This is a genomic window from Paeniglutamicibacter gangotriensis Lz1y (assembly GCF_000348945.1).
Taxonomy (GTDB): domain Bacteria; phylum Actinomycetota; class Actinomycetes; order Actinomycetales; family Micrococcaceae; genus Paeniglutamicibacter; species Paeniglutamicibacter gangotriensis.
Genome location: NZ_AOCK01000003.1, coordinates 458,370 through 481,348, shown reverse-complemented (window position 1 = coordinate 481,348; position 22,979 = coordinate 458,370). Strand labels below are relative to the sequence as shown.

Below are 22,979 nucleotides of genomic sequence, written 5' to 3'. Positions count from 1 at the left end.
CCATCACCAGCTGATCCAACATGCCCATTTTCATTGCACATAGAACTGCGGTGCTTGGGGTTGCACGGGATTTACTGGAGGGCCCGACCTTTGGTCTCCGGGGCAAGGAACGCCATCATGATGACGGCGACCAGCACTAAGGCCCCCGCCACCAGGAACAGGTTGCCCAACCCGACCACCGGCCACATCACCGCGAAAAGCAAGGGACCGAAACCGGCGCCCAGACGGCTGAATGAGGACGCCCAACCGAATCCTGAACCGCGAAGTTCTGTGGGGTAAAGCTCGGAGACGTAGGTGTAGAGCACCGGAACGGCTATCTGCACCACCACGCCGAAGACCAGCAGCCAGATCAGGGCCAGCGTCGGGGCATTGACGGTCACCGCCACCATGACGAGGATGAGTGCCGACAGCGGGCCGGTGATGCCAAGTAGCCACTTGCGGCCAACCCGCTCCACCAACAGGGCGGCAATGGCCACGCCGATCAGACCCATCAGCGCCATCACCGAAGTCATGAACAGCGCGGTGGACTGCACCATGCCTGCATCAGCAAGGATGGATGGCATCCAGGTCAAAGCGAGGTAGTAGACCAGCAAAATGGTCAGGAACAACGACCAAGACACCAACGTGATCTTCGGGCTGAAACGCCAGATACTCACCAGCTGTGCAAACCATGACCCTGCAGACAATCGCGGAGCAGCTTCGGCTTCCGGAAGCGTATAAGGCTCGGCGGTGGCACCTGTGCGCTTCACCAGATCATCTATGACCTTCGCAGCTTCCGCGCGTTGTCCGCTGCGGACCAGAAAGAGCGGAGACTCCGGAACACTACGGCGGACCCAGAACACCAGCAGCGCCGGCAACACCATGACCACCAGAATTAGCCGCCAATTGCCGGTGGTTGCTTGGACCCAGCCGGAGATGAAGAACGACAAGGCCGCGCCCACAGGCCACCAGCCGTCCATCGCAGTGAGAACCCGCCCGCGCTGTTTGGCAGGCGTAAACTCGCCGACCAATGCATAGTCCACCGGAATGCAGCCACCCAGACCCACCCCGGCAATGAACCGGCAGGCAACAAACCAGGCAAAACTGGGGGCCAAGGCGCCTGCAACGGTGAAGATCGAAAAGATCAGCAGGGTCCAGGTAAAAGCCTTTTTGCGTCCGATCTTGTCGGCAATGGTTCCCCAGAGGAAAGCACCAAGGGCCATTCCCACCAGATTGCCAGTGCCCAAAAGCGCGGCAGTGGTTCGGTCCAGGCCCCATTCTGCTGAAACCAGCGGAATCAACGCGCCATTGAGCGTGACGTCCCAAGCATCAAACATGAAGCCCAGACCGCCGATGATGAAGATTCGCCCTTGCACACCCCATTTCCATGGGAGGTTCTGGACAACTGACTCCCCGGTCGGGAGCTTCAGGAAATTGTTCATCTGGCAGTGCCTTCGGGCAGGTGCGCATCGGCGCGGGATGGAGTCGACCACGGCAGCTTGGTCGTGGATATTGCCACGGAGGTGAGGCCTCCGTGGCCGCCAACGATAACGCTACGCGGTGAAACGAAAAAACACGGATAAGACCTTGACATTTCGTGTCCTCGTGTTGGCGCATTCGGCGATAGGGTAGCCGGAGTTGGCCCGTATCGCGGGGCTGTTCCGGTGCGAGGCAAGCCGGGGTAGGCTCGGGTTATGGGAGTAGATTGGACCGCTCTCGAAGAGGCGATACGGGTGTCGGCTCTTCGCCAGGCGGAAGAAATAATTGACCGTCACCCGGACGAAGTGTTCTATGCCGTCGCTCTGGACGGCGTGAGCGCCGACGAAACCGACCACATCGATTTGCCGGTGCTCGCCCTGAACTCTGAAGAAGCCCTGACCCGCGCCCTCGCTGGTGAAGACGAGGAAAAAGACGCGGAGGACTTCGAGGAAGTCGACGAGGATGAACGCTTCGAGGAACGTGCCGACGCCGACGACGACGGATCGGATCGCGATCACTATCTGGACGAGGACAGCACCAATTCCGAGGACGATGATGACGAAACCGCCGAAGAGGACGAAGACGACGAAGACATCGACGATGTTCTCAAGGAACTCGATGCACTGACCTCCGACGCCGAACAGGGTTACTTCTCATCGAAGTGGAACCCGAATGACTGGCAATGGAGCCCGATCGAGCTGTTTGACGAGTCCGCCACCGAATTGTGGAGCCAGGCGCTGACCAGCGTCGCCAAAAACCATGGCTGGGACAAGACCAATCGGCTCTACTACGAAATGCTGATCCGAGTTACTGAGTCCTTGCGCAAGGCCCTTGCCGCCGGACGCAACGCCGACGTGGTGGTTTACCTCTCGGATGACGACCACGGGGACGAGCTCCTGCGCAGGTGCCTGACCGAAGCACAGCTGACCAAACATTTTCCGGAGCTGGCGCACTAGCTCGATACGCTGCCGGGGTCTGAAGGAAGACTGAGCTCGGCCAGTATCTTGGAATCCGTGCCGCGCAGCTGTATCGCCGAGATGTTTCCCAGCTCCGTGGGCACAGCCTCGCTGACGCGTGCGGTGCCCGCCGCAGACACCCCCGTGCGGGAGGGAGTTACCGGGGAAGCGGGGACCATCGACAGCCCCGACGGCACCAAGCAACTGACGCTGAACGGTATGCCGCTGTACTACTTTGCCCAGGATGCCAAGCCCGGTGATGTCACGGGCCAGGGAGTCAACGACGTCTGGTACGTGGTGACGCCGGCAGGGGAGATGATCAAGTAACCCCCGCGCCACACAGGAAGGCCCCCGGAGGAGTGCGGGCTAAGATGGGCACTGCACCCCCCTCAAACCGCACCCTGGGAGACTTTTGTGAGCCAGATTGTCCTTGATCGCGTCCCGATTCGCCGGGCCCTGATTTCCGTATATGACAAAAGCGGATTGGAGGAACTGGCTGCCGGCCTGCACGCCGCCGGCGTCGCACTGGTCTCCACCGGTTCCACCGCCAAGCGCATTGCCGCCGCCGGGATCCCTGTCACCGAGGTCGAAGAAGTCACCGGTTCCCCGGAAATGCTGGACGGTCGCGTTAAGACCCTGCATCCCCGCGTGCACGGCGGCATCTTGGCCGACCGTCGGGTCCCGGCCCACATGAAGACGCTTGATGACAACCAGATCGAGGCCTTCGATCTGGTTGTGGTGAACCTTTACCCCTTCGTCGATACCGTGCGCTCCGGCGCCGTGAATGATGCGGTGGTTGAGCAGATCGACATCGGCGGTCCGGCCATGGTCCGCTCGGCGGCCAAAAACCACGCCGCGGTTTCCATCGTCGTGGATCCTTCGTCCTACGCCGAGGTCATTGCCGCGGCAACTGCCGGAGGCTTCGATCTGAAGTCCCGCCAGCGCTTGGCAGCCAAGGCCTTCGCACACACCGCTGCCTACGACACCGCGGTGGCCTCATGGACCGCGGCGCAGTTCCTGGACGAGGACGGCGACGGAATCATCGACTGGCCGGCCTACACCGGCTTGGCTCTGGAACGCTCCGAGGTCTTGCGTTACGGCGAAAATCCGCACCAGCAGGCTGCCCTGTACGTAGATAAGGCGGCCCCGGCAGGTATCGCCCAGGCCGACCAGCTGCACGGCAAGGCCATGAGCTACAACAACTACGTTGACGCCGACGCCGCGTTGCGCGCTGCCTTCGACTTTGCTGCCCCCGCCGTGGCAGTGATCAAGCACGCCAACCCGTGTGGCGTCGCAGTGGCTTCCGCCGATGCCGCGGATCCGATCGCCGACGCGCATGCCAAGGCTCACGCCACCGATCCGCTCTCGGCCTTCGGCGGCGTCATTGCCGCGAACCGCACCGTGACCGTGGGCATGGCCAACACCGTCAAGGACATCTTCACCGAGGTTGTCATCGCCCCGGACTTCGAACCCGAAGCCGTGGAGATCCTTTCCAAGAAGAAGAACATCCGTCTGCTCTCCCTGCCCGAGGGCTACGGCCGCTACCCGAGCGAGATCCGTCAGGTCTCCGGCGGCGTGCTGGTACAGATGAGCGACAAGGTCGACGCCGAGGGCGATAACCCGGCGAACTGGACCCTTGCCGCGGGCGAAGCCGCAGACGAGGCGACCCTCGCCGACTTGGCATTCGCCTGGACCGCGGTGCGTGCCGCGAAGTCCAACGCCATCCTGCTGGCCAACAACGGCGCCGCAGTGGGCATCGGCATGGGCCAGGTCAACCGCGTGGATTCCTGCAAGCTTGCCGTTGAGCGCGCCAACACCCTGGGCGTCACCGTGGAGTCCACGGTTGACGCTGCCGGCGGTGCCTCAGGCACCGAAGGTGTTTCGGCGCAGCGTGCCCGAGGCGCAGTGGCAGCTTCGGATGCGTTCTTCCCGTTCGCAGACGGTCTGCAGATCCTGCTGGACGCCGGTGTGCGTGCCGTGGTGCAGCCCGGCGGTTCGGTCCGCGATGAAGAAGTTGTAGCCGCCGCCAACGCGGCAGGTATCACCATGTACTTCACCGGTGCACGCCACTTCTTCCACTAGAAACAAGTGATCAGGCTGCCGCTGGCGCCTCCCTCACCGGGGGAGCGCCGGCGGCAGCCTGGTGCGTTAACGCCAAAAGCCCGGACGGAGATCCGTCCGGGCTTCGAAGCTTCGTTGGTGCTGTAGTGGTTAGCGCTGCTTGTCCACCTTGACGAAGAACGCTATCCCCAAACCGATGGTGGTGCAGATCGCGCCGACGATGAAGGCCACGTGGGCACCGGAGAACAGCGCGTGGGCCAGATTGGATCCGGCCTCAAGCTTCGATGCGGAGAGCAGCGACATGATGGTCACGAACACGGTCGTGCCGATGGCGCCGCCGAGCTGTTGGCCGGTGTTGAAGATCGCCGAACCATGGCCGTACAGGCGCGGTTCGACCGTGGCCAGTGCCGATGTCATCAGGCCGGTCATCAACAGGGCCAGGCCGATGGAGAAGACGATGTGGTTGATCATGAACACCCACAAGGCGGTGTCCGAATCCACCATGACGTAGAGCCATTGGCCAAGAGCCAGCATGGCGGCGCCAGGAATCACCACGGGACGGGGACCGAAGCGGTCGTAGAAGCGTCCGAAGATGGGTGCGGCAATCGCCTGGGCTATACCGCCGGGCAGTAGCATCATGCCGATGGCGAGCGTGCTGATGCCTGCGCCGGATTCGAGGATGATCGGCAGCATCACGATGGTACCCAGCAGGGTGCCGAAGGCGATCATGATCAGCAGCACCGAGAAGGTGAAGGTGCGTGACTTGAACGGGGTCAGGTTCAGCAGTTCCTTGCCATCGCGCGTCAGACGGATCTGGCGTTTGATGAACAGGGCCAGGGACACCAGGCCGACGACGAAGCAAGCGATAGCCAGCACCGGGTTCTCGGCGGCATGCTCGAGGCTGGAGATGCCGTAGACCAGCAGGCCAAAAGCGAAGGCCGAGAGCACCACGGAGAGCACATCGACAGGAAGCTTGCGGGCCTTGGAAGGGAGCTTGATGAAGATGATGCCCAGCACCAGGATGATCACGGCCAGCGGGGCCATGAGAATGAAGATGTAGTGCCAGGTGAAGGCGTTGACGATCGCGCCGGAAACCGTCGGGCCGACGGCCGGCCCTACGGAGATCACGATCGAGTTCAGTCCCATAACGGCTCCGCGCTTGTGTACGGGAACCAGTTGCAAGGTGGTGGTCATCAGCAGCGGCAGCACGATGGCGGTGCCCACCGCCTGGATGATGCGAGCCACCAGCAGGACGGCGAAGGTCGGTGCGAAGATCGCGATGGCCGTGCCGATGATGAAGCTGGAAAGCGCGAAGATGAACAGGCTGCGGGTGCTGAAGCGCTGCAGCAGGAAGCCCGTGGTGGGGATGACCACAGACATGGTCAGCAGGAACCCGGTGGTCAGCCACTGCCCGGCGGCCGCGGAGACATTCAGGTCAGCCATGATTGCCGGCAGCGCGACGCTAAGCACGGTTTCGTTCAGGATCATCAGGAAGGCCGCCAGTGCCAGAGCCCCGAGGATGCCGACCAGTTGCTTCGTCGGCAAGCTGACAGGGGCCTGCGGCGACCGGTTCGGCGGTGGAATCGTCTCTGCTGCGGTCTGGGCCATCGGTAATACCTTCTTCTGTAAGATTTGAGCAAACCAAATCATGTCACGGTATGACAGGTTTGGTAAGCTAAAGCTGTCAGAGTGTGACAGAAGATATACTTTTCCCGGCTTCCGGTTCCATCCGGAGCGCCGTCAGATCAAGAAATGAGCTGTGTGATGGGAATCCGTGAAGAGCGCCGCGCGCGGATGCTGCGCGAGATCCAAGATGCCGCGCTGGGCTTGGTTGAGGAACGGGGCCTTGATGCCACGACGGTCGGAGATATTGCAGATCGCGTCGGGATTTCTGAGCGCACCGTCTTTCGCTACTACGCATCGAAAGAGCACGTGCTCATGCCGGCCCAGCAAAGCATGATCGATACGCTTGTTGGCAGTGAAAGCGCCCATTCATCTTCTTCCGGAATCTTGGGGGACCTGTTGGGCGTGTGCCGGGATCTTTTTGCGCAGGAGGTCGAGCAAAGCGACTTTCGCCGGATCTCCCGCCTCATGGTGCAGGACCCCGCGATGACGCGGGTGGTGGTGCGGCAAGAACGGAAACTTGTTGATGCGCTCAGTGTCGCGCTGGTCGGTAGGGGACAACTTGAGCCAATCCAAGCGCTCTTGGTGGCCGAAATGGTCGTTGCCGCTTGGCGGGTTGCCTGGCAGAGCTTTGCGCGAGCCGAATTCGAGGGTCTGGATTCCGACCCGGTGGAAATTTTCGAGACGACGGTTCGTGAATTGGGACAGCTGTTTCGAGCCGACTGAAGTGCGATGCCCTGACAGTTCAGTTATGAAGGGTTAACTTAACGAGGAACTGACGGTCGGGTGCTGATTCCCCCGGTATTCCGGTGCCAAACGGTGCGGAGAGGCAACGGGAGCCTCGCCACAAAAAGTGTTTACGCGCGGCAAATCGGGTAAGTTGGGGATGTTGAGATCCATTCGGAGCACATCTATCCGATAAGACCGTTCAGGGAGACGCCTCACCTATGGCCAAGATTATTTATACCCACACCGACGAAGCTCCGATGCTGGCAACCCACTCGTTCCTGCCGATTGTCGAAGCCTATGCCTCGACGGCGGGTGTAGAGATCGAGACCCGCGACATTTCGCTGGCCGGCCGCATCATTTCCCTCTTTGGTGATTACCTCACCGCCGAGCAGCAGCTTCCCGACGCCTTGGCAGAACTCGGCGCACTGGCCAAGAGCCCGGACGCAAACATCATCAAGCTGCCGAACATCTCGGCTTCCATCCCGCAGCTCAAGGCCGCCATTGCAGAACTGCAGGCCGCCGGCTACGCGCTTCCGGACTACCCGGACAACCCGTCCTCGGACGAAGAAACCGACATCCGCGCCCGCTTCGACAAGGTCAAGGGTTCGGCAGTGAACCCGGTGCTGCGCGAGGGCAACTCGGATCGCCGCGCCCCGTTGAGCGTGAAGAACTACGCCCGCAAGTACCCGCACTCCATGGGTGCCTGGACCGCGGATTCCAAGACCAACGTCGCCACCATGGCCGAAGACGACTTCCGCGCCAATGAGAAGTCAGTGGTCATCGACTTCGACCAGACCCTCTCGATCCGTTTTGTCGGCGAGGACGGCGAGGTCAAGGTCCTGAAGAAGGCCCTGCCCGTCCTGAAGGACGAGATCATCGACGGCACCGTCATGCACGCCGCCTCGCTGGCAGCATTCCTGAAGGACGCACTGGCCCGCGCGAAGGCCGATGACGTGCTCTTCTCCGCACACCTGAAGGCCACCATGATGAAGGTCTCCGACCCGATCATCTTCGGCCACGTCGTCAAGGCCTACTTCTCCGAGCTCTTCGAGACCTACGGCGAGCAGCTTGAAGCAGCAGGCCTGAGCGCGAACAACGGCCTGGCGGCAATCCTCGGCGGGCTCGACGAGCTCTCCGACGATGTGCGTGCAGGCGTCGAAGCACTGATCGCCAAGGGCTACGAGGACGGCCCGGCACTGGCCATGGTCGATTCCTCCAAGGGCATCACCAACCTGCACGTCCCCTCGGATGTCATCGTCGATGCTTCGATGCCGGCCATGATCCGCACCTCGGGCCACATGTGGGGCGCCGACGACCAGGAGCATGACACCCTGGCCGTGCTGCCTGACTCCTCCTACGCCGGTGTTTTCCAGGTTGTCATCGAGGATTGCCGCGCCAACGGCGCCTTCGACCCGACCACCATGGGCACCGTCCCGAACGTCGGGTTGATGGCCCAGGCGGCCGAGGAGTACGGCTCCCACGACAAGACCTTCGAGATCAAGGCTGCCGGCCACGTCCAAATCCTGGACGCCGCCGGTGGCGTGCTCATCGAACACCAGGTCTTCGAGGGCGACATCTGGCGTGCCTGCCAGACCAAGGACGTGCCGGTGCGCGACTGGGTCAAGCTGGCCGTCAACCGCGCCCGCGCCTCGGCAACTCCTGCCGTGTTCTGGCTGGATGAATCCCGTTCGCACGACACCGTGCTCATCGGCAAGGTCAACGAGTACCTGGCGGACCACGACACCGAGGGTCTGACCATCAAGATCCTCTCGCCGATCGAGGCCACCAAGTTCACCATCGAGCGTCTGCGCCGCGGCGAGGACACCATTTCGGTGTCCGGAAACGTGCTGCGCGATTACCTCACCGACCTGTTCCCGATCCTTGAATTGGGCACCAGCGCCAAGATGCTCTCCATCGTGCCGCTGATCGCCGGTGGCGGACTGTTCGAGACCGGTGCCGGTGGCTCCGCCCCGAAGCACGTCTCGCAGCTGGTGAGCGAAAACCACCTGCGCTGGGATTCCCTGGGCGAGTTCCTGGCCCTGGCCGTCTCCTTCGAGCACCTGGCCAACAGCTCAGACAACAAGCGCGCGCAGATCCTTGCGGACACCTTGGACGCGGCAACCGGCACCTTCCTGCTGGAAAACAAGTCGCCCAAGCGCAAGGTCGGCGAGTTGGACAACCGTGGCAGCCACTTCTACCTGGCCAAGTTCTGGGCCGAAGAGCTGGCAGCACAGACCAAGGATGCCGAGCTGGCAGCGGCATTCAAGGCCGTCTCCGAGGCACTGGGCAGCAACGAGGAAGCCATCGTGGCCGAACTCGCCGCGGTGCAGGGCTCCCCGGTTGACCTGGGTGGCTACTACCGTCCGGTTGAGGCCAAGGTCGCTGAGACCATGCGCCCGTCCAAGACGCTGAACACCGCGCTGGAACTGCTCACCAAGTAGTCCTTCCTCCCTCAACGCCTGACGGCGGGTTGCCGTTTCCCTCACCGGGAAGTAGCAGCCCGCCGTCGGCGTCCTCGGGCCGCTGGCTTGGATAATTCACGAGGTACGCATGCCATGGCCGGTATCATTTGGTCCAACGGGGCATTCGGCTCCGGAAAAACCACCACGGCGAACGAACTGGGGACCAGCACCTGACGCGTGCACCTTCGATCCGAAGATCGTCGAGTTCAGGCTGCGTCACTACATCAGCGAATCGGTGCCGGATTTCCAGGACTTCCCCGTCTGACGGGCACTGGTCCCGCAGTCCGCCGACCAAATGCTCAACACTGCGGCGAAGTACTGGTGACACCGATGATCGTGATGCGCCGGGACGACCTCGCAGAGATCCTGGATGGCCCGTCCAGCCGCGGCATCGCGTACTACTGGGTTCCATTGGATGTCTGGGCGGCGATACGATCCGGCGGATCGACACCGAAACGGTCGAAACCGCGGCAAACATGTGGTGCCCGGATCGTCTGGAAAGCTAGCTGCAAAATCTGTCCTGGCTGCGTTCTCTCTCCCACATCGTCGACACGGCCGCCCTCGAAGCAGGGGAAGCCGCCCGCGCCATCGCCGGAGGGGTTGCCTCGAGGAGAGCATGGAAGCAGTAAGTCGGCAGGTTTGCAGCTCGGGGTCCCTACAACCCGCGGCCACCTTCCCAGATGCCCTCTGAGGTGCCGGTGAGTAGCGCATTGACGGATGCCGCCTGCGCGTCGGTGAACGAGGCAATGTAGTCGACAATGGCACGGGACCGGCCCAGCCGCTCGATCTCACCGCGCGAGGCTTCGTCGAACAGCCGGGGTGATTCGGCATGCAGCCGTCGGTATTCTCCGGTTGCCGCCTCGACGGAGTCCAGCAGCCGGCGTGGGGCCCGGTCTGCATCCTGAGGGTCATCGAGCCAGGCGGCGAACCCCTCGGCCAGAGACTTGATGATGCGGGTCTGCCCGCGCTGGTACAACGCTAAATCCGAGCGCTCGAGCACAAAGCGCTCGTGCACGAATTTGAGCACCGCGACGTCGTGCCAGGCCTCGTCGGCCAGGCGTACGTGCCCGCTGCGGACCACTGGGTCCTTTTCCACCGCGATGGAGGCCTGAAGCCTGTTGATCCAGCGCCGGGTGAAGGCGGTGACCGCACGGTCGGCATCAAGCCCGCCGTCGTAGGGCAAGGCAAGCAGGCCTTCGACCAGATCGTGGCCCACGCGCTCCACGGAGCAACGGAAGGCCTCCGCATTGGCGATCCACGGGTCCTTGGCAGCTACCTTACGCCAGGTGCGCTCCAGCCCGTGGCCTGGGATTCGCGGATCAAGATCACACGCATCCAGCCTTGAAAACCCGGACCCGGAATCGAGCCAGCTCCGCAGCTCGGCGGACACCAAGGAATACTGCAGCACCCCGGCACGGTAGAAATCATCAAGGTCGTGCACCGCGTATGCGATGTCGTCGGCGATGTCCATGACCGAGCATTCCAGAGTCTGCTGGTGGTCGGCGATTTGCGGGAAGACAGAGAGCGCGTCGCGCATCTCGGAGGACTCGATGTCGTAGGCAGAGTATTTCGCCGCTGCACTGCCGCCGCCGACGCCCACCCCGCGCGGCAACAGCTCCGGGGGACGGGAAGGCAGCGAGCACCATTCATTGCGGGTCCAGGGGTACTTCAACACCGCCGCACGTACGGCCCTGGTCAAATTCAGCCCGCGGGCGCTTGCATCGCAACTGTCCAGCGCCGTGAGGATGCGGAAGGACTGCGCGTTGCCCTCGAACCCGTCGGGTAACCCAAGTATTTGGCGGGCCGCCCGGTCCAGTTCCTGTTCGCCAAGGTGCCCGAAGGGCGGGTGGCCCAGATCGTGGGCCGCCGCGGCGGCCTGCACCACCACCGGATCGCAGCCCCCGAGCTCCGCCACGAGCTTTTGCGTTGATTCGTCGGCGTTGCGCAGCCCGATGGCGATGGAGCGTGCCACGGCGGAGACCTTCAACGAGTGGGTGAGCCGGTTGTGCACCACGGTACCGGCGCCGGCCTGCGGAATCACCTGGGTCACCGCCGAAAGCCGGGAGAAATAGGGGGAGAAGCGGATGCGCTCGATATCGACGCGAAATTCGTCTTCGCCGGGCCGCGAATCCTCGCCGATGGCCCGTTCCCGTCCGCCGCTGAGGTGGGTAGTGTTCCTGTAGTCCATGATGGGCACCAGCCTAACGGGCGGCAGGGTGCCCAGTGCGGAGAACCACGGCGTGCTCGAAGAATGATGCGGACCAACCGGATCGATGGCAGCTGCGGCGCGGGAAGGAAAACAACGGCCCACATCGCGGTGCGGCCGTCTGCGTCGCCCACTTGCGACCCAGCGACTTCAGCTGGTTGGTGATCGTGGCCCTTCGGCGGGGAGGGGCCTGAACCATCCTCGCGGGAGGCCAGGTAGCTCGACGTACGCGAAGCACCTATCAACGATGCTCATTGGGGCGCGTCCACATATGCGGGCGCCGGCGTACGCGTTGACGGATTTGACCAGGCGAGGGAATCGCTGAAGACCATCCTGGATTGCAGTGGGCAAAGGGTCCTGTCCATGGCCAACCTTCCCGACCGGGTGTCTGCAGCGGCGGTCAACGGTGTGAGCCCGCGCCACCACCTAGCATTGGATCTTGTGCCGAACCTGCGGGTAGTGAACGGGGATGCTGCGTGGGCGGTCTTCACGCCAGGGCAGCCATTTGCCGTGGAGCCCCCCGTTACTGTTTTAGCACCCCCACTTCCGAACCTCTTAGGCAAGGATGGGGATGCTGGCCTGTCGACCCCGGCATGGTTCGTCCCCCCAGTTAATTCCAATGATCCGGGGGGTGCTGCCACCGGGGCACGATAGGCACCGAGGACATCGCTAATAGGGGCCGGACCAGGACAGAGAACCACCGTCCAAGGTCGGGCGTAACGTGGATGCCGAGCCGAGGAGCCGCAGGACAAGCCAGCACCGTTTCATCCGTCAAACCCAGGCTTTACGGAAGGTGCGCAATGATCAAAGACCACGACTCCATCGACGTGTTCATCGGCGTCGATGTCGGCAAGTCCGACCACCACGCGGTGGCCCTGAACCGGGCCGGCAAGAAACTCTGGGACAAGTCCCTGCCGCAAGACGAAGCCAAGCTCAAGACCATGATCAAAGTCCTCTCCAAGCACGGCCGCTTGCTCTTCGTCGTGGACCAGCCAGCCACCATCGGTGCGCTGCCGGTCGCCGTCGCATTGGCCTCCGGAATCGAGGTCGGCTACTTGCCCGGGCTGGCCATGCGTAGGATCGCCGATTTACACCCCGGGGAGGCCAAGACAGACGCGAGAGACGCTCTGATCATCGCTTCAGCCGCCCGCACCATGCCCCACACCCTGCGCAACGTGGAGACCGCCGATGAGCAGGTCGCCGAGCTGACCATGCTCTGCGGATTCAACGACGACTTGACCAAGGAAGGCACCGCGACGTCCAACCGGATCCGCGGCCTGCTCACCCACATCCACCCGGCCCTGGAACGGGTTATCGGCAAGCATCTGGACCACCCGGCGATGCTGGAACTGCTCGCCAAATACCCGACCCCGACGGCCTTGCGACGGGCTGGGAAAGCCCGGGTGGAAACGCTACTGCGCAAGCACGCACCCCGGGCGTTCAAGCGCTGGGTGCCGGAGCTCTTTGAGGCCCTGGACCAGCAGAGCGTGATCGTGCCGGGCACCGAGGCCGCGGGCACCGCCCTGGCGCACCAAGCCCGGTCTCTGGCCCACAACCGCGCCGCCCAGACCGACGTGCTCACCCTGATCCAGGCGTTGGTCGAAGCGCACCCGCTGCACGAGCTGCTCACCTCGATGCCCGGGGTCGCCATCAAGACCGCCGCCAGGATCCTGACGGAGGTCAGCGGCAAGGACTTCGCCTCACCGGGGCACCTGGCCTCTTACGCGGGCCTGGCGCCGGTGACGTGGAGGTCGGGAACTTCGATCCGCGGGGACCACTCCTCGAAGAAGGGAAACAAGGTCCTCAAGAGCGCGCTCTTCCTCTCGGCGTTCGCCTCCATTTCTTCCAAAGACCCCGCTTCGAGGATCTACTACGACAAGAAGCGTGCCCAGGGGAAGAACCACACCCAGGCCGTCATCGCACTGGCCCGGCGCAGGTGCAATGTCCTGTTCGCGATGCTGCGTGACGGGACCATCTACGACGCTGCCGGGCAGGAGCTGGCCGCCGCCTGAACCCACCGACCAAGAGCTCCCAAACCAAGGTGGTCCGAGTCGAAAACACCGACCCGGACCTCCTTGGCATGCCCGCCAATAGGTGCAAAGATTCTTGAAATATCCAGGGAAAGACTTGACGAACCGGATAGGGGCACCCCCCCCGCTGTTGGAGGAAGCCCTGGAAGACTTCGTGGACGACTCGAGGGACAACGCCGAAGACCGGGAAGAACATTTACCTTCCGCGCTCGGCCGCCGGGAGATTATGGGTGCTGGTCCAGGTTGTTGGCGAGTCTACGGATGTGCAGTTGACCCCTTGGCCTACCGATTCAACGGCGTGAGTAACGACAGCTTCGGTCGACGGGATGAGCACGAGAAGCCCCGCGCGACCGAACGGCGTGAATCGGTGCTGAAGGACCGCAGGAACTCGTTCGTCACCAGGGAACGCACCGTCTGGTCCGTGCCGACGGGCGGCTCCTGTGAACCCGAATTTTCATCCCCGGCGGACCGGACCACGGACTCCGCTTCCGTCTGGAACCATATTCTCCGGGACCAGCCGACGGGTGAAGACGATGAGTTCTGGGCTTGCGTGGAGCGCGGGGTGCTAACCGCGCGGGGCTGTGCCCTAGCAGCCGGTGGCCCCTCCCACGGGACCGGTCCGGCAACCCAACCGCGCCGCGGGCTTTGAAAGGGGAATCGCTGCGGGGATCACGAAGGAGCGGGCCTTGGCGGCCAGCAAAGACTGCTGGATGTCCCAAGGCGAGCCGCCCGGCCACTGATGATTCGGCACTGCATCCATGCAAGCCTGGCCCTTGGCGAACCCCATGAACTCCCGGGGTCGCCAGGAGCCAGGCCAGGGAAAGCGAGCCCCGCTCCCGCAGAATTCAGTACAGCTTGTTGGCACCACCGTCGGCCATGACTGTCTGTCCGGTCATGTAGCGCGAGTCATCGGAGAGCAGGAACGCCACGATCGGTGCGACATCCGTTTCCGGGTCCCCGAAACGTCCCAGCGGAATCTTGTCCAGGGAGTCCTGATACATCTGCGGGTAAGCCTCGCTCCAAGCCTTGACCCCGTCGGTCAGTGCCATGGGTGAGACGACGTTGACGCGGATATTGTCTTTGGCCCACTCGTTGGCAGTTACACGGGACAGACCACGGATCGCTTCCTTGGCCGAGGCATAGGCAGCCTGGGTCATCTGGCCGACCATGGCGGAGCCGGAACCAAAGTTCACCACCGAACCGCCGTTGGTCGCCAGCAGCGGGTAGGCGGCGGCCATGAACTGGCGGGTGGCACGAAATCCAGTGTTGAAGGACAAATCCCACTGCTCCTCGGTCAGCTCGTTGAACATGGCCTGACGTGAGGCATGGGCGTTGTTCACCAACCCGTCCAATCCGCCAAAGTCCTGCTTGGCCAGTTTCACCGCGGCCTCGGCGACAGCCTTGTCGCTGACGTCGCCGGCCAGGAAGCGCACGTTTTCGCCGAGGCCGGACACCAGAGCATCACCTGCCTCCGCGTTGAGGTCGACGGCGACGATCTTCGCTCCGCGTGCCACCAGGACGCGGGAAATCGCCCCGCCAATGCCAGCTGCTCCGCCGGTGACGATGACTACCTTGTTTTCAAGCTGCATGAAGTTCCTCTGTTCGGTCGTTCTGGTTGGGCCATCCGTTGCGGCGGATCACCCGTATACGGAATCACATGATCATGTACGTTTACTGAAAACCTGATGATGGCGCGTTTTGAATCGTTGGAACGTTTCCGTTCCGCACCGATTGGGAACCAGCTCCGCACGGCCTCAGTGCCGGTGTAACAATTGCTTCACGAAACACCGCCCACGTCATGCGCCGCGGCCCAATGCCGTGTAAACGCGGGGAGTTCGCCCGAATTCCCGTTGTCACAATGTGTTCTTGACCTCACGCAAAAATGACGGAGTGACGTCACGTGAACGGCATTTGAGCCTTGTGACGCAGGGGGCGACTGCCGCATTGCGGCGCCTGCGGCCGCCGGCGCATGATTAATGCATCAACCATCAAGAGCGGCTGAGAGATCTGGCTCGTTGACGCCGCAGCAACCATCATCCGGTGGATTCCCTTCAGGGACTCGACCGGCGAGGGTGCTACCGCCAGAAGCGATGGAGCCGCTTCAGCGTTCACTCATCATCGCCGCAGGACATCCGTGACGGATCCCTGGGGCTTTTGTGGCGATCCCTGATGCCTCCCTCGAATCAACGAGGAGACACGCATGAGCATTGGAACGACAGCCGCACCGCCGTCCCTGTCCTATGAGCTGTACCCGCCGGTGAACCGCGACGCCACCGAGGGCGTCTTCACCAGCATCCAGGCCCTGGAATCGACCGACCCCGATTACGTGTCGGTGACCTATTCGGGGTCCCCGGCACGACGGAACGCGTCGCTGGAACTGATCGAGCACCTGATCCAAAACACCCGGCTGCGCCCGCTGGCGCACCTGACCTGTGTGGGGGAGAGCCGCGAAACCCTGCAGAACCTGATCCGCCATTTCATCTCCCTCGGGGTCCGCGGGGTGTTGGCCCTGCGCGGGGACCTGCCGACGGATCCGGAACAATGGCGCGGGGAATACCCCTTCGCCCGCTACCTGATCGAATTGATCCGCGCGGTCGAGGCCGACCATTCGGCCGCCCTGGCCGGCGGCCGGCTGGGCGTGGGGGTGGCCGCCTACCCGATCCGGCACCCCGAATCCCCGTCCTTCGAGCACGACGTGGAGGTGCTGCTGGCGAAGGAACGCTCCGGGGCCAACTACGCGATCACCCAGGTCTATTTCCGGGCCGACGAATACACCAACCTGGTGGAATCGGCCCGCCGCGCCGGGGTCAGCATTCCCATCATCCCGGGTGTCATCCCGCTGAATTCGGTCAGGCGCCTGAACCGGCTGTGCGCGATGGCCGGGATCGCACCGGACCCGATCCTGGCCCACGCGCTGGAGACCGCCAGCTCGGATTCCGAACGCCACCGCGTCGGAGTGGACGCCGCCGTCAACCTGGCCCGCCGCGCCTTCGACGACGGGGCACCGGGTGTGCATCTCTACACCTTCAACGACCACCGCGGCTCCCTCGATGTCGTCGAGCAGCTCGAATTGCCGCGGACCCGCGCACGGGCCAGCAACGCCTGGGCCACCCGCGCAGCCGTCTAGACCCACACACCTTCCCAGCACCTTCCACAACGCCAGAACAAATAGGAGAATCACCATGTCGAAGCCAACCTTCCCCGCCGCATCCATCCTCGGCTACCCGCGCATCGGACCCAACCGCGAGCTCAAGAAGGCCCTTGAATCGCACTGGGCAGCACGCACCGACGAAGCCACGCTGCATGCCGCCGCGCGGGAACTGCAGAACGCCAACTTGGCAAAGCTCACCGGGCTGGGTCTGGGCGCCGACGACGCCTCGCTGCCCGGCGACTTCGCCTACTACGACCAGGTGCTCGACGCGACGGTCGCCCTCTCGGCCCTGCCCGCCCGCTTTGCCGACCTGGCCGACGCCGCCGGTGCCATCGACACCGCCGCGTCCTTCGTGCTGGCCCGCGGCGACGAATCCCGCGCCCCGCTGGAGATGACCAAGTGGTTCGACACCAACTACCACTACCTGGTTCCGGAAATCGGGGAAGCCACCCCCCTCAAGGCCAACGCCGCGGCGCTTGTCGAATCCTTCACCGCCCACGCGGCCAACGGCAACACCATCCGCCCCACCCTCGTGGGCCCGATCAGCTACCTGCTGCTGGCCAAGGCCGAGGACGGCGCCCCGGCCGGCTTCGACCCGCTGGTGCGCATCGACGAAGTCGTCGCAGCCTACGGCGAGATCCTGGCGGCATTGGCCGCCGCCGGCGCGCCCTGGGTCCAGCTGGACGAGCCGGCCCTGGTCACCGACCGCGGCGCCGCCCTGGCCGTGGCCGGCGAGCTCGCCGAGACCGTGTACTCGAAGCTGGCCGCCGCCACGACGCGTCCCGCCCTGCTGGTGACCCTCGGCTACGGCACCGCCGGGGACGTTGCCCGTCCGGGCGCCACGCAGGGATTGCTGGCCCGCGCCGGCGTCGAAGCGGTGCACGTGGACCTGGTCCGCGGCGCCGTTCCCGCCGCCGAATTCCTGGGAGAGTTGGCCGGCTCCACCCTGGTCGCCGGCATCGTGGACTCGCGCAACATTTGGCGCAACGACCTTGCCGCCTCGCTGGGCATCCTCACCGCGCTGCGCACCGAGGTCGAAAAGGTCGGCGGCACCCTGGCCGTGGGCACCGCCACCTCGCTGCAGCACGTCCCGCACGACGTCGCCCTGGAATCCGACCTCCCGGCCCATCTGCCCGCATGGCTCGCCTTCGCCAACCAGAAGGTCGCCGAGGTCATCACCCTGGCCACGGGCCTGGCCGCCGGGGAATCGGCCATCGCCGCGCAGCTCTCGGCCGCCGAAACGGCCATCGTGCACCGCGCCGGATTTGCCGGGACCACCGTCGCCGCCGTGCGCGAGCGCCTGTCCAACCTCACCACCGCCGACTTCTCCCGCTCGGAGGCCCCGGCCCGCAAGGCCGCCCAGGAGCTCGCCCTGGCGCTGCCGCCGCTGCCGACCACCACCATCGGCTCCTTCCCGCAGACCACCGAGGTCCGCACCGCCCGCGCCGCACACCGGGCCGGCACCCTCGACGACGCGGCCTACGACGGCTTCCTGAAGGACGAGATCGCCCGGGTCGTGGAGCTGCAGGAACGCCTGGGGCTTGACGTGCTGGTGCACGGCGAGGCCGAGCGCAACGACATGGTGCAGTACTTCGCCGAGAACTTCGACGGCTTCTCCGAGACCGAGAACGGTTGGGTGCAGTCCTACGGATCGCGCGCCACCCGCCCCTCGATCCTCTGGGGGGACGTCTCCCGCCCGGCGGCCTTCACCGTCCCGTGGATCACCCACGCCGCCTCGCTGACCACCAAGCCGCTCAAGGGCATGCTCACCGGTCCGGTCACCATCCTGGCTTGGAGCTTCATCCGCGACGACCAGCCACTGTCCATCTCCGCCAACCAGGTCGCCCTGGCCCTCAGGGATGAGATCGCGGACCTGCAGGATGCCGGCATCGGGATCATCCAGGTCGACGAGCCGGCGCTGCGCGAGCTGCTGCCGCTGCGCGCCACCGAGCAGGCCAAGTACCTGGGCTGGTCGGTCGACTCCTTCCGTCTGGCCACCTCCGGGGCCGCCGATGCCACGCAGATCCACACCCACCTGTGCTACTCGGAGTTCGGCGAGATCATCGAGGCCATCGACGCCCTGGATGCCGACGTGACCTCGATCGAGGCCGCCCGCTCCCGCATGGAGGTCACCGCGGACCTGACCCGGTTCGGCTACGGCCGTGGCATCGGCCCGGGCGTGTACGACATCCACTCCCCGCGCGTTCCGTCCACCGAGGAAGTCGCCGAGCTCATCGACATCGCCCTGGGTTCACTGGATCCCAAGGCGCTGTGGATCAACCCGGACTGCGGCCTGAAGACCCGCGGCTACGCCGAGACCGAGGCCTCGCTGGCCAACCTGGTCTCCGCCGCCGTCGCCGCCCGCGCCACCCTGGGCGTCGCGGTCTAGCTGTCACGCGGGTGTGCGGGTGCGGCGCCGAGCCAATCGGTGCCGCACCGGCACACCATTCCCCAACACGCACTTCTTGCTCCCTCGGCCCGAAAGGCACGACCATGGCCTCCAGCTCCTGGCAAAACGCCACCACCGAAATCCACGCCGGGTACTCCCCGACGGGAGAACACCGACCCATGACCGTGCCGATCTACAACACCGCGGCCTACCAGTTCCCCGACTACGCCACCGCGGCAAGACTCTTCTCGCTCAAGGAACCGGGCTTCACCTATTCGCGCACCGGCAACCCCACGGTCGCGGTGCTCGAGGAACGTGCCGCCGCCCTGGAGGGCGGGATCGGGGCGATCGCCACGGCCACCGGGCAGGCCGCCGTCGCGCTGTCGCTGTTGGCGCTGCTGCAGGGCCCCAACCACTTGGTTGCCTCCAACAAGCTCTACGGCGGCACCGTCGACCTGCTCACCGACACCTTCGCCGACTTCGGCATCACCGTCACGTTCGTGGACCCGGAGGACCCGGCGAACTGGGCCGCGGCCATCACCGAGAAGACCCGAGGATTCCTGCTCGAGTCGGTCTCCAACCCGCTGGCCACCCTGGTGGACTTGCGCGTCATCACCGATCTGGCCCACGCCGCGGGGATCCCGGTGGTCGTGGACAACACCCTGGCCACCCCGGCCGCCTGCCGGCCCATCGAGTTCGGTGCGGACATCGTGGTGCACTCGGCTACCAAGGCCCTGTCCGGCCACGGATCGGTTCTTGGGGGACTGATCATTGACGCGGGCACCTTCGATTTCACCGATGCCGCCCGTTGGCCGCAGATCGCCGGACCCAAGGCCCGCTATGGCGGGGACTTGCTGCTGGGACGTTACGGGGCCAAGGCCTACCTGATGCTCGCCCGCTCCAAGTTCCTGCACGATCTTGGCCCCACGCTCTCGGCGGCCTCGGCCAGCTCCATCCTCACCGGCATCGAGACGCTCTCGCTGCGCGTGGCCAAGGCCCAGGCTAACGTGCTGGAACTGGTCAAGGCCCTGGGCGGGCACCCGGCCGTGGCCCGGGTGCACCATCCCTCGGTGCCCACCCACCAGGACCACGAGCTGGCCAAGGAATATTTCCCGAATGGCACCGGCTGTGTGTTTTCCTTTGACCTGGTGGATGCCGCCGCGGTTCCGCAACTGGTCGATTCGCTGAAGCTCTTTGCGCTGGCCGCCAACATCGGGGACGCCCGCTCGCTGATCGTGCACCCGGCCGCGATGACCCATTGCCGGCTCAACGATGAGCAGTTGGCGGCCGCCGGCATCGCACCGGGCACGCTGCGCCTGTCCGTGGGACTCGAGGACGCCGGCGACCTGGTCGACGACCTCATCACCGGGCTCGACGGCCTGGGCCGGAACAACACCTCCGAAACCGTGGCCAACGCGCCACGGACATCCATCAACGCCTAGGGACAAGGGAGCAGAATCATGGGAACCATCAGCCACCCGGGTTTCAACACCCAAGCCATCCACGCCGGCCAGGCGCCCGATCCGCTCACCGGTGCGGTCATCCCGCCGATCTACCAGACCAGCACCTTCGTGCAGGACGGGATCAACGTGCTGCGCAACGGGCACGAGTACTCCCGCGGTTCCAACCCGACCCGCAACGGATTCGAAACCCAGCTCACCGCCCTGGAGGGTGGGCACGCCGGGTTCGCGTTCGCCTCCGGTATCGCCGCCGAGGACGCGCTGCTGCGCGCGGTGCTGGCCCCGGGCGACCACATTGTGCTTGGTGCCGACGGCTACGGCGGCACCAACCGGCTGATCAACCGCCTGCACGGCAAGTGGGGGATCACCAACACCCCGGTGGACATCACCGACCTGGACGCTGTCGCTAAGGCCGTCCAGCCGGGGGTCACCGCGCTGCTCTGGGTCGAAACCCCGTCGAACCCGCTGCTGGGCATCGCGGACATCACGGGCTGGGCGAGGATCGCCCATGCGGCAGGTGCCCTGCTGGTCGTGGACAACACCTTCGCCACCCCGTTCCTGCAGCGCCCGCTTTTCTTGGGTGCGGATGCCGTGGTGCACTCGACCACCAAGTACATCGGCGGGCACTCGGATGTGCTCGGGGGCGCGGTGATCGTGGCCCGGAAGGAATTTCGCGGCGAGGAACTTGCGCAGTCCGTGGGCTTCCAGCAATTCGCAGGGGGAGCTGTGGCCGGGCCGCAGGACTGTTTCCTGGCAGCGCGCGGGCTGAAGACTCTGGGGCTGCGCATGGAACGCCACTGCGCCAACGCAGCGACCATCGCCGAGTGGCTGGGCGCCCGCGAGGAAGTCGAAACGGTCCGGTACCCGGGACTGGAATCGCACCCCGGCCACGAGCTGGCCACGACGCAGTCCAACGGCTTCGGCGGGATCGTCTCGATCCAGTTTGCCGGCGGGGAAGCCGCGGCCCGGGCGTTTGCCGAGTCGATGAAGCTCTTTGCGCTCTCGGTGTCTCTGGGCGGGGTCGAGTCGCTGGTTTGCTACTCGGCGGAAATGACCCATGCCTCGGTGGTTGGCACCCCGTGGGCGGTGCCGCGGAACCTGGTGCGCCTGAGCGTCGGAATCGAACAGGTCGAGGACCTCATCGCCGATCTGGAGCTCGGGCTGGCCGCCGCCCGGGACGCCTCGCGCCAGTACGTCGCGGTCAGATAAAGACTTGCGGTGGTCCCTTGCGCAGGTCTGAGGGGGCTGGAGAGGGACCACCGCATTCCCGTCCGGAACGACGGCGGTAGGAAATACGTGAAGCTCACGAAGTCGGATTGCCGCGATAAGTGGTATTTTTTCTGCGGCGAGCGGCTGGTGATCAACATATTGCTGTCACAAGTGGACACCGGTTGATCAGTTTGCGACTATCTTTCCATGTCAACTGAACGAAATGTGCAACCAGGGACCACGCTTGATGGCGAAGAACGCAGCGCGAAGGTCGCCGTGACGCTCTTCCCGCTGTTGGTGCTGGCAGGAGGGGCCTTGGCCCTGCTATCCCCGGATACCTTCAGCGGATTCTCCACGGCGATCAACCCGCTGCTGATGGTCATCATGTTTGGCATGGGCCTGACGCTGACGCTTCCGGACTTCGCGCTGGTTGTACGCAAGCCTCTTCCGGTCCTCCTGGGAGTGCTTGCGCAGTATGTGGTCATGCCGCTGCTGGGTCTGGGCATTTCGATGCTGTTGCAGCTTCCCCCGGCGCTGGCAGCCGGCGTCATCCTGGTGGGCTGTGCACCGGGCGGCACCTCTTCGAACGTGGTGACGTATCTGGCCAAGGGAGATGTCGCGCTCTCGGTGACCATGACCTCGATTTCCACCCTCTTGGCACCCATCTTCACCCCGCTACTGACCCTGTGGTTGGCGGGCCAGTACCTTCCGGTGGACGCCGGGTCGATGGCCGTATCGATCGTGCAGATCGTGCTGATCCCCGTGGTCCTGGGCCTGGTGCTGCGCGTGATCATGCCACGCCTGGTTGCCAAGGTGCTGCCTGCACTTCCCTGGGTCTCGGTCATCGCCATCACCGCGGTGGTGCTTATCGTGGTCGCCGGCAGCGCCGCGGCCATCTTCAGTGCAGGTCTTTTGATCCTGCTGGCGGTCATCATGCACAACGCCGGCGGCATGGCGCTTGGCTACGGAGTCGCCAAGCTCTTCAAGCAGCCCATGGCCACCCGCCGCACCATGGCCATCGAGGTCGGCATGCAGAACTCCGGGCTGGCCTCGGGCCTGGCCAAGACCTACTTCGCACCCGAGGCGGCCCTCCCGGGTGCGGTGTTCTCGGTCTGGCACAACCTCTCCGGTGCGATCATCGCCGCCTACTGGCGCCGCAGCAGTGCCAAGAACGCTAAGCGCGACGCCGCCGAAGCGGCGCTTGTTTCCAAGTGATCAATGATGGATCCGAACTTCCCGAAGGTT

At 64.5% G+C, this 22,979-nt stretch carries 15 protein-coding genes and 1 riboswitch; of the genes, 11 read left to right on the top strand and 4 right to left on the bottom strand.

Annotated features, from left to right (window positions below; translation table 11 throughout):
• Window positions 1-71: 71 nt before the first annotated feature.
• Window positions 72-1,421 (bottom strand): MFS transporter, encoded by a 1,350-nt coding sequence (locus ADIAG_RS07350; protein WP_007270709.1) that lies wholly within the window; start codon window positions 1,419-1,421, stop codon window positions 72-74.
• Between the two features lie 252 nt (window positions 1,422-1,673).
• On the opposite strand from ADIAG_RS07350, the gene ADIAG_RS20060 reads away from it, so the two are divergent.
• The 3 genes from ADIAG_RS20060 to purH all read left to right on the top strand — a co-directional run bounded on the left by ADIAG_RS20060 (window position 1,674) and on the right by purH (window position 4,496).
• The gene (locus tag ADIAG_RS20060) at window positions 1,674-2,414 is read left to right on the top strand and encodes a DUF4303 domain-containing protein (RefSeq protein ID WP_007270708.1); all 741 of its coding nucleotides are present in this window, start codon (window positions 1,674-1,676) and stop codon (window positions 2,412-2,414) included.
• Window positions 2,415-2,471: 57 nt separating this feature from the next.
• Window positions 2,472-2,741 carry a COG4315 family predicted lipoprotein gene (locus tag ADIAG_RS07340; protein WP_007270707.1) on the top strand — a complete coding sequence of 90 codons (270 nt, stop codon included), beginning with the start codon at window positions 2,472-2,474 and terminating at the stop codon, window positions 2,739-2,741.
• An 87-nt stretch (window positions 2,742-2,828) separates the two neighbouring features.
• Window positions 2,829-4,496: a bifunctional phosphoribosylaminoimidazolecarboxamide formyltransferase/IMP cyclohydrolase gene (gene purH / locus ADIAG_RS07335; protein WP_007270706.1), complete on the top strand. Its 1,668-nt coding sequence runs from the start codon at window positions 2,829-2,831 to the stop codon at window positions 4,494-4,496.
• Window positions 4,497-4,625: 129 nt separating this feature from the next.
• On the opposite strand, the gene ADIAG_RS07330 is transcribed toward purH, so the two are convergent.
• Window positions 4,626-6,083 carry an MDR family MFS transporter gene (locus ADIAG_RS07330; RefSeq protein ID WP_007270705.1) on the bottom strand — a complete coding sequence of 486 codons (1,458 nt, stop codon included), beginning with the start codon at window positions 6,081-6,083 and terminating at the stop codon, window positions 4,626-4,628.
• 156 nt (window positions 6,084-6,239) lie between these two features.
• Between ADIAG_RS07330 and ADIAG_RS20055 the strand changes: the two genes are divergently transcribed.
• Both ADIAG_RS20055 and ADIAG_RS07320 read left to right on the top strand, forming a co-directional pair.
• Window positions 6,240-6,824, top strand: a complete 585-nt coding sequence (locus ADIAG_RS20055; protein ID WP_007270704.1) for a TetR/AcrR family transcriptional regulator — start codon at window positions 6,240-6,242, stop codon at window positions 6,822-6,824.
• 221 nt (window positions 6,825-7,045) lie between these two features.
• Complete coding sequence (locus tag ADIAG_RS07320) at window positions 7,046-9,268, top strand: NADP-dependent isocitrate dehydrogenase (RefSeq protein WP_007270703.1); 2,223 nt, start codon at window positions 7,046-7,048, stop codon at window positions 9,266-9,268.
• Between the two features lie 676 nt (window positions 9,269-9,944).
• Here ADIAG_RS07320 and ADIAG_RS07315 read toward each other — a convergent pair.
• Entirely contained in the window at window positions 9,945-11,477 is a 1,533-nt protein-coding gene (locus ADIAG_RS07315; protein ID WP_007270702.1) for a deoxyguanosinetriphosphate triphosphohydrolase family protein, read from the bottom strand.
• A gap of 818 nt (window positions 11,478-12,295) precedes the next feature.
• On the opposite strand from ADIAG_RS07315, the gene ADIAG_RS07310 reads away from it, so the two are divergent.
• Window positions 12,296-13,507, top strand: a complete 1,212-nt coding sequence (locus tag ADIAG_RS07310; protein WP_007270700.1) for an IS110 family RNA-guided transposase — start codon at window positions 12,296-12,298, stop codon at window positions 13,505-13,507.
• A gap of 863 nt (window positions 13,508-14,370) precedes the next feature.
• Here the strand turns inward: ADIAG_RS07310 and ADIAG_RS07300 are convergent.
• Complete coding sequence (locus ADIAG_RS07300; protein WP_007270697.1) at window positions 14,371-15,114, bottom strand: SDR family NAD(P)-dependent oxidoreductase; 744 nt, start codon at window positions 15,112-15,114, stop codon at window positions 14,371-14,373.
• A gap of 393 nt (window positions 15,115-15,507) precedes the next feature.
• Window positions 15,508-15,622, top strand: a riboswitch (SAM riboswitch).
• A 103-nt stretch (window positions 15,623-15,725) separates the two neighbouring features.
• Here ADIAG_RS07300 and ADIAG_RS07295 point away from each other — a divergent pair.
• From ADIAG_RS07295 to ADIAG_RS07275, 5 genes are all read left to right on the top strand, one after another.
• On the top strand, window positions 15,726-16,652 hold the full coding sequence (locus tag ADIAG_RS07295; protein WP_007270696.1) for a methylenetetrahydrofolate reductase: 927 nt from the start codon (window positions 15,726-15,728) through the stop codon (window positions 16,650-16,652).
• A 55-nt stretch (window positions 16,653-16,707) separates the two neighbouring features.
• Complete coding sequence (gene metE / locus ADIAG_RS07290) at window positions 16,708-19,065, top strand: 5-methyltetrahydropteroyltriglutamate--homocysteine S-methyltransferase (protein WP_007270695.1); 2,358 nt, start codon at window positions 16,708-16,710, stop codon at window positions 19,063-19,065.
• Between the two features lie 104 nt (window positions 19,066-19,169).
• Window positions 19,170-20,507 (top strand): O-acetylhomoserine aminocarboxypropyltransferase/cysteine synthase family protein, encoded by a 1,338-nt coding sequence (locus tag ADIAG_RS07285; protein ID WP_007270694.1) that lies wholly within the window; start codon window positions 19,170-19,172, stop codon window positions 20,505-20,507.
• Between the two features lie 18 nt (window positions 20,508-20,525).
• Window positions 20,526-21,734, top strand: coding sequence for a cystathionine gamma-synthase (locus ADIAG_RS07280; protein WP_007270693.1), 1,209 nt, complete (start codon window positions 20,526-20,528; stop codon window positions 21,732-21,734).
• A gap of 207 nt (window positions 21,735-21,941) precedes the next feature.
• Complete coding sequence (locus tag ADIAG_RS07275) at window positions 21,942-22,949, top strand: bile acid:sodium symporter family protein (RefSeq protein ID WP_007270692.1); 1,008 nt, start codon at window positions 21,942-21,944, stop codon at window positions 22,947-22,949.
• Window positions 22,950-22,979: the final 30 nt, after the last annotated feature.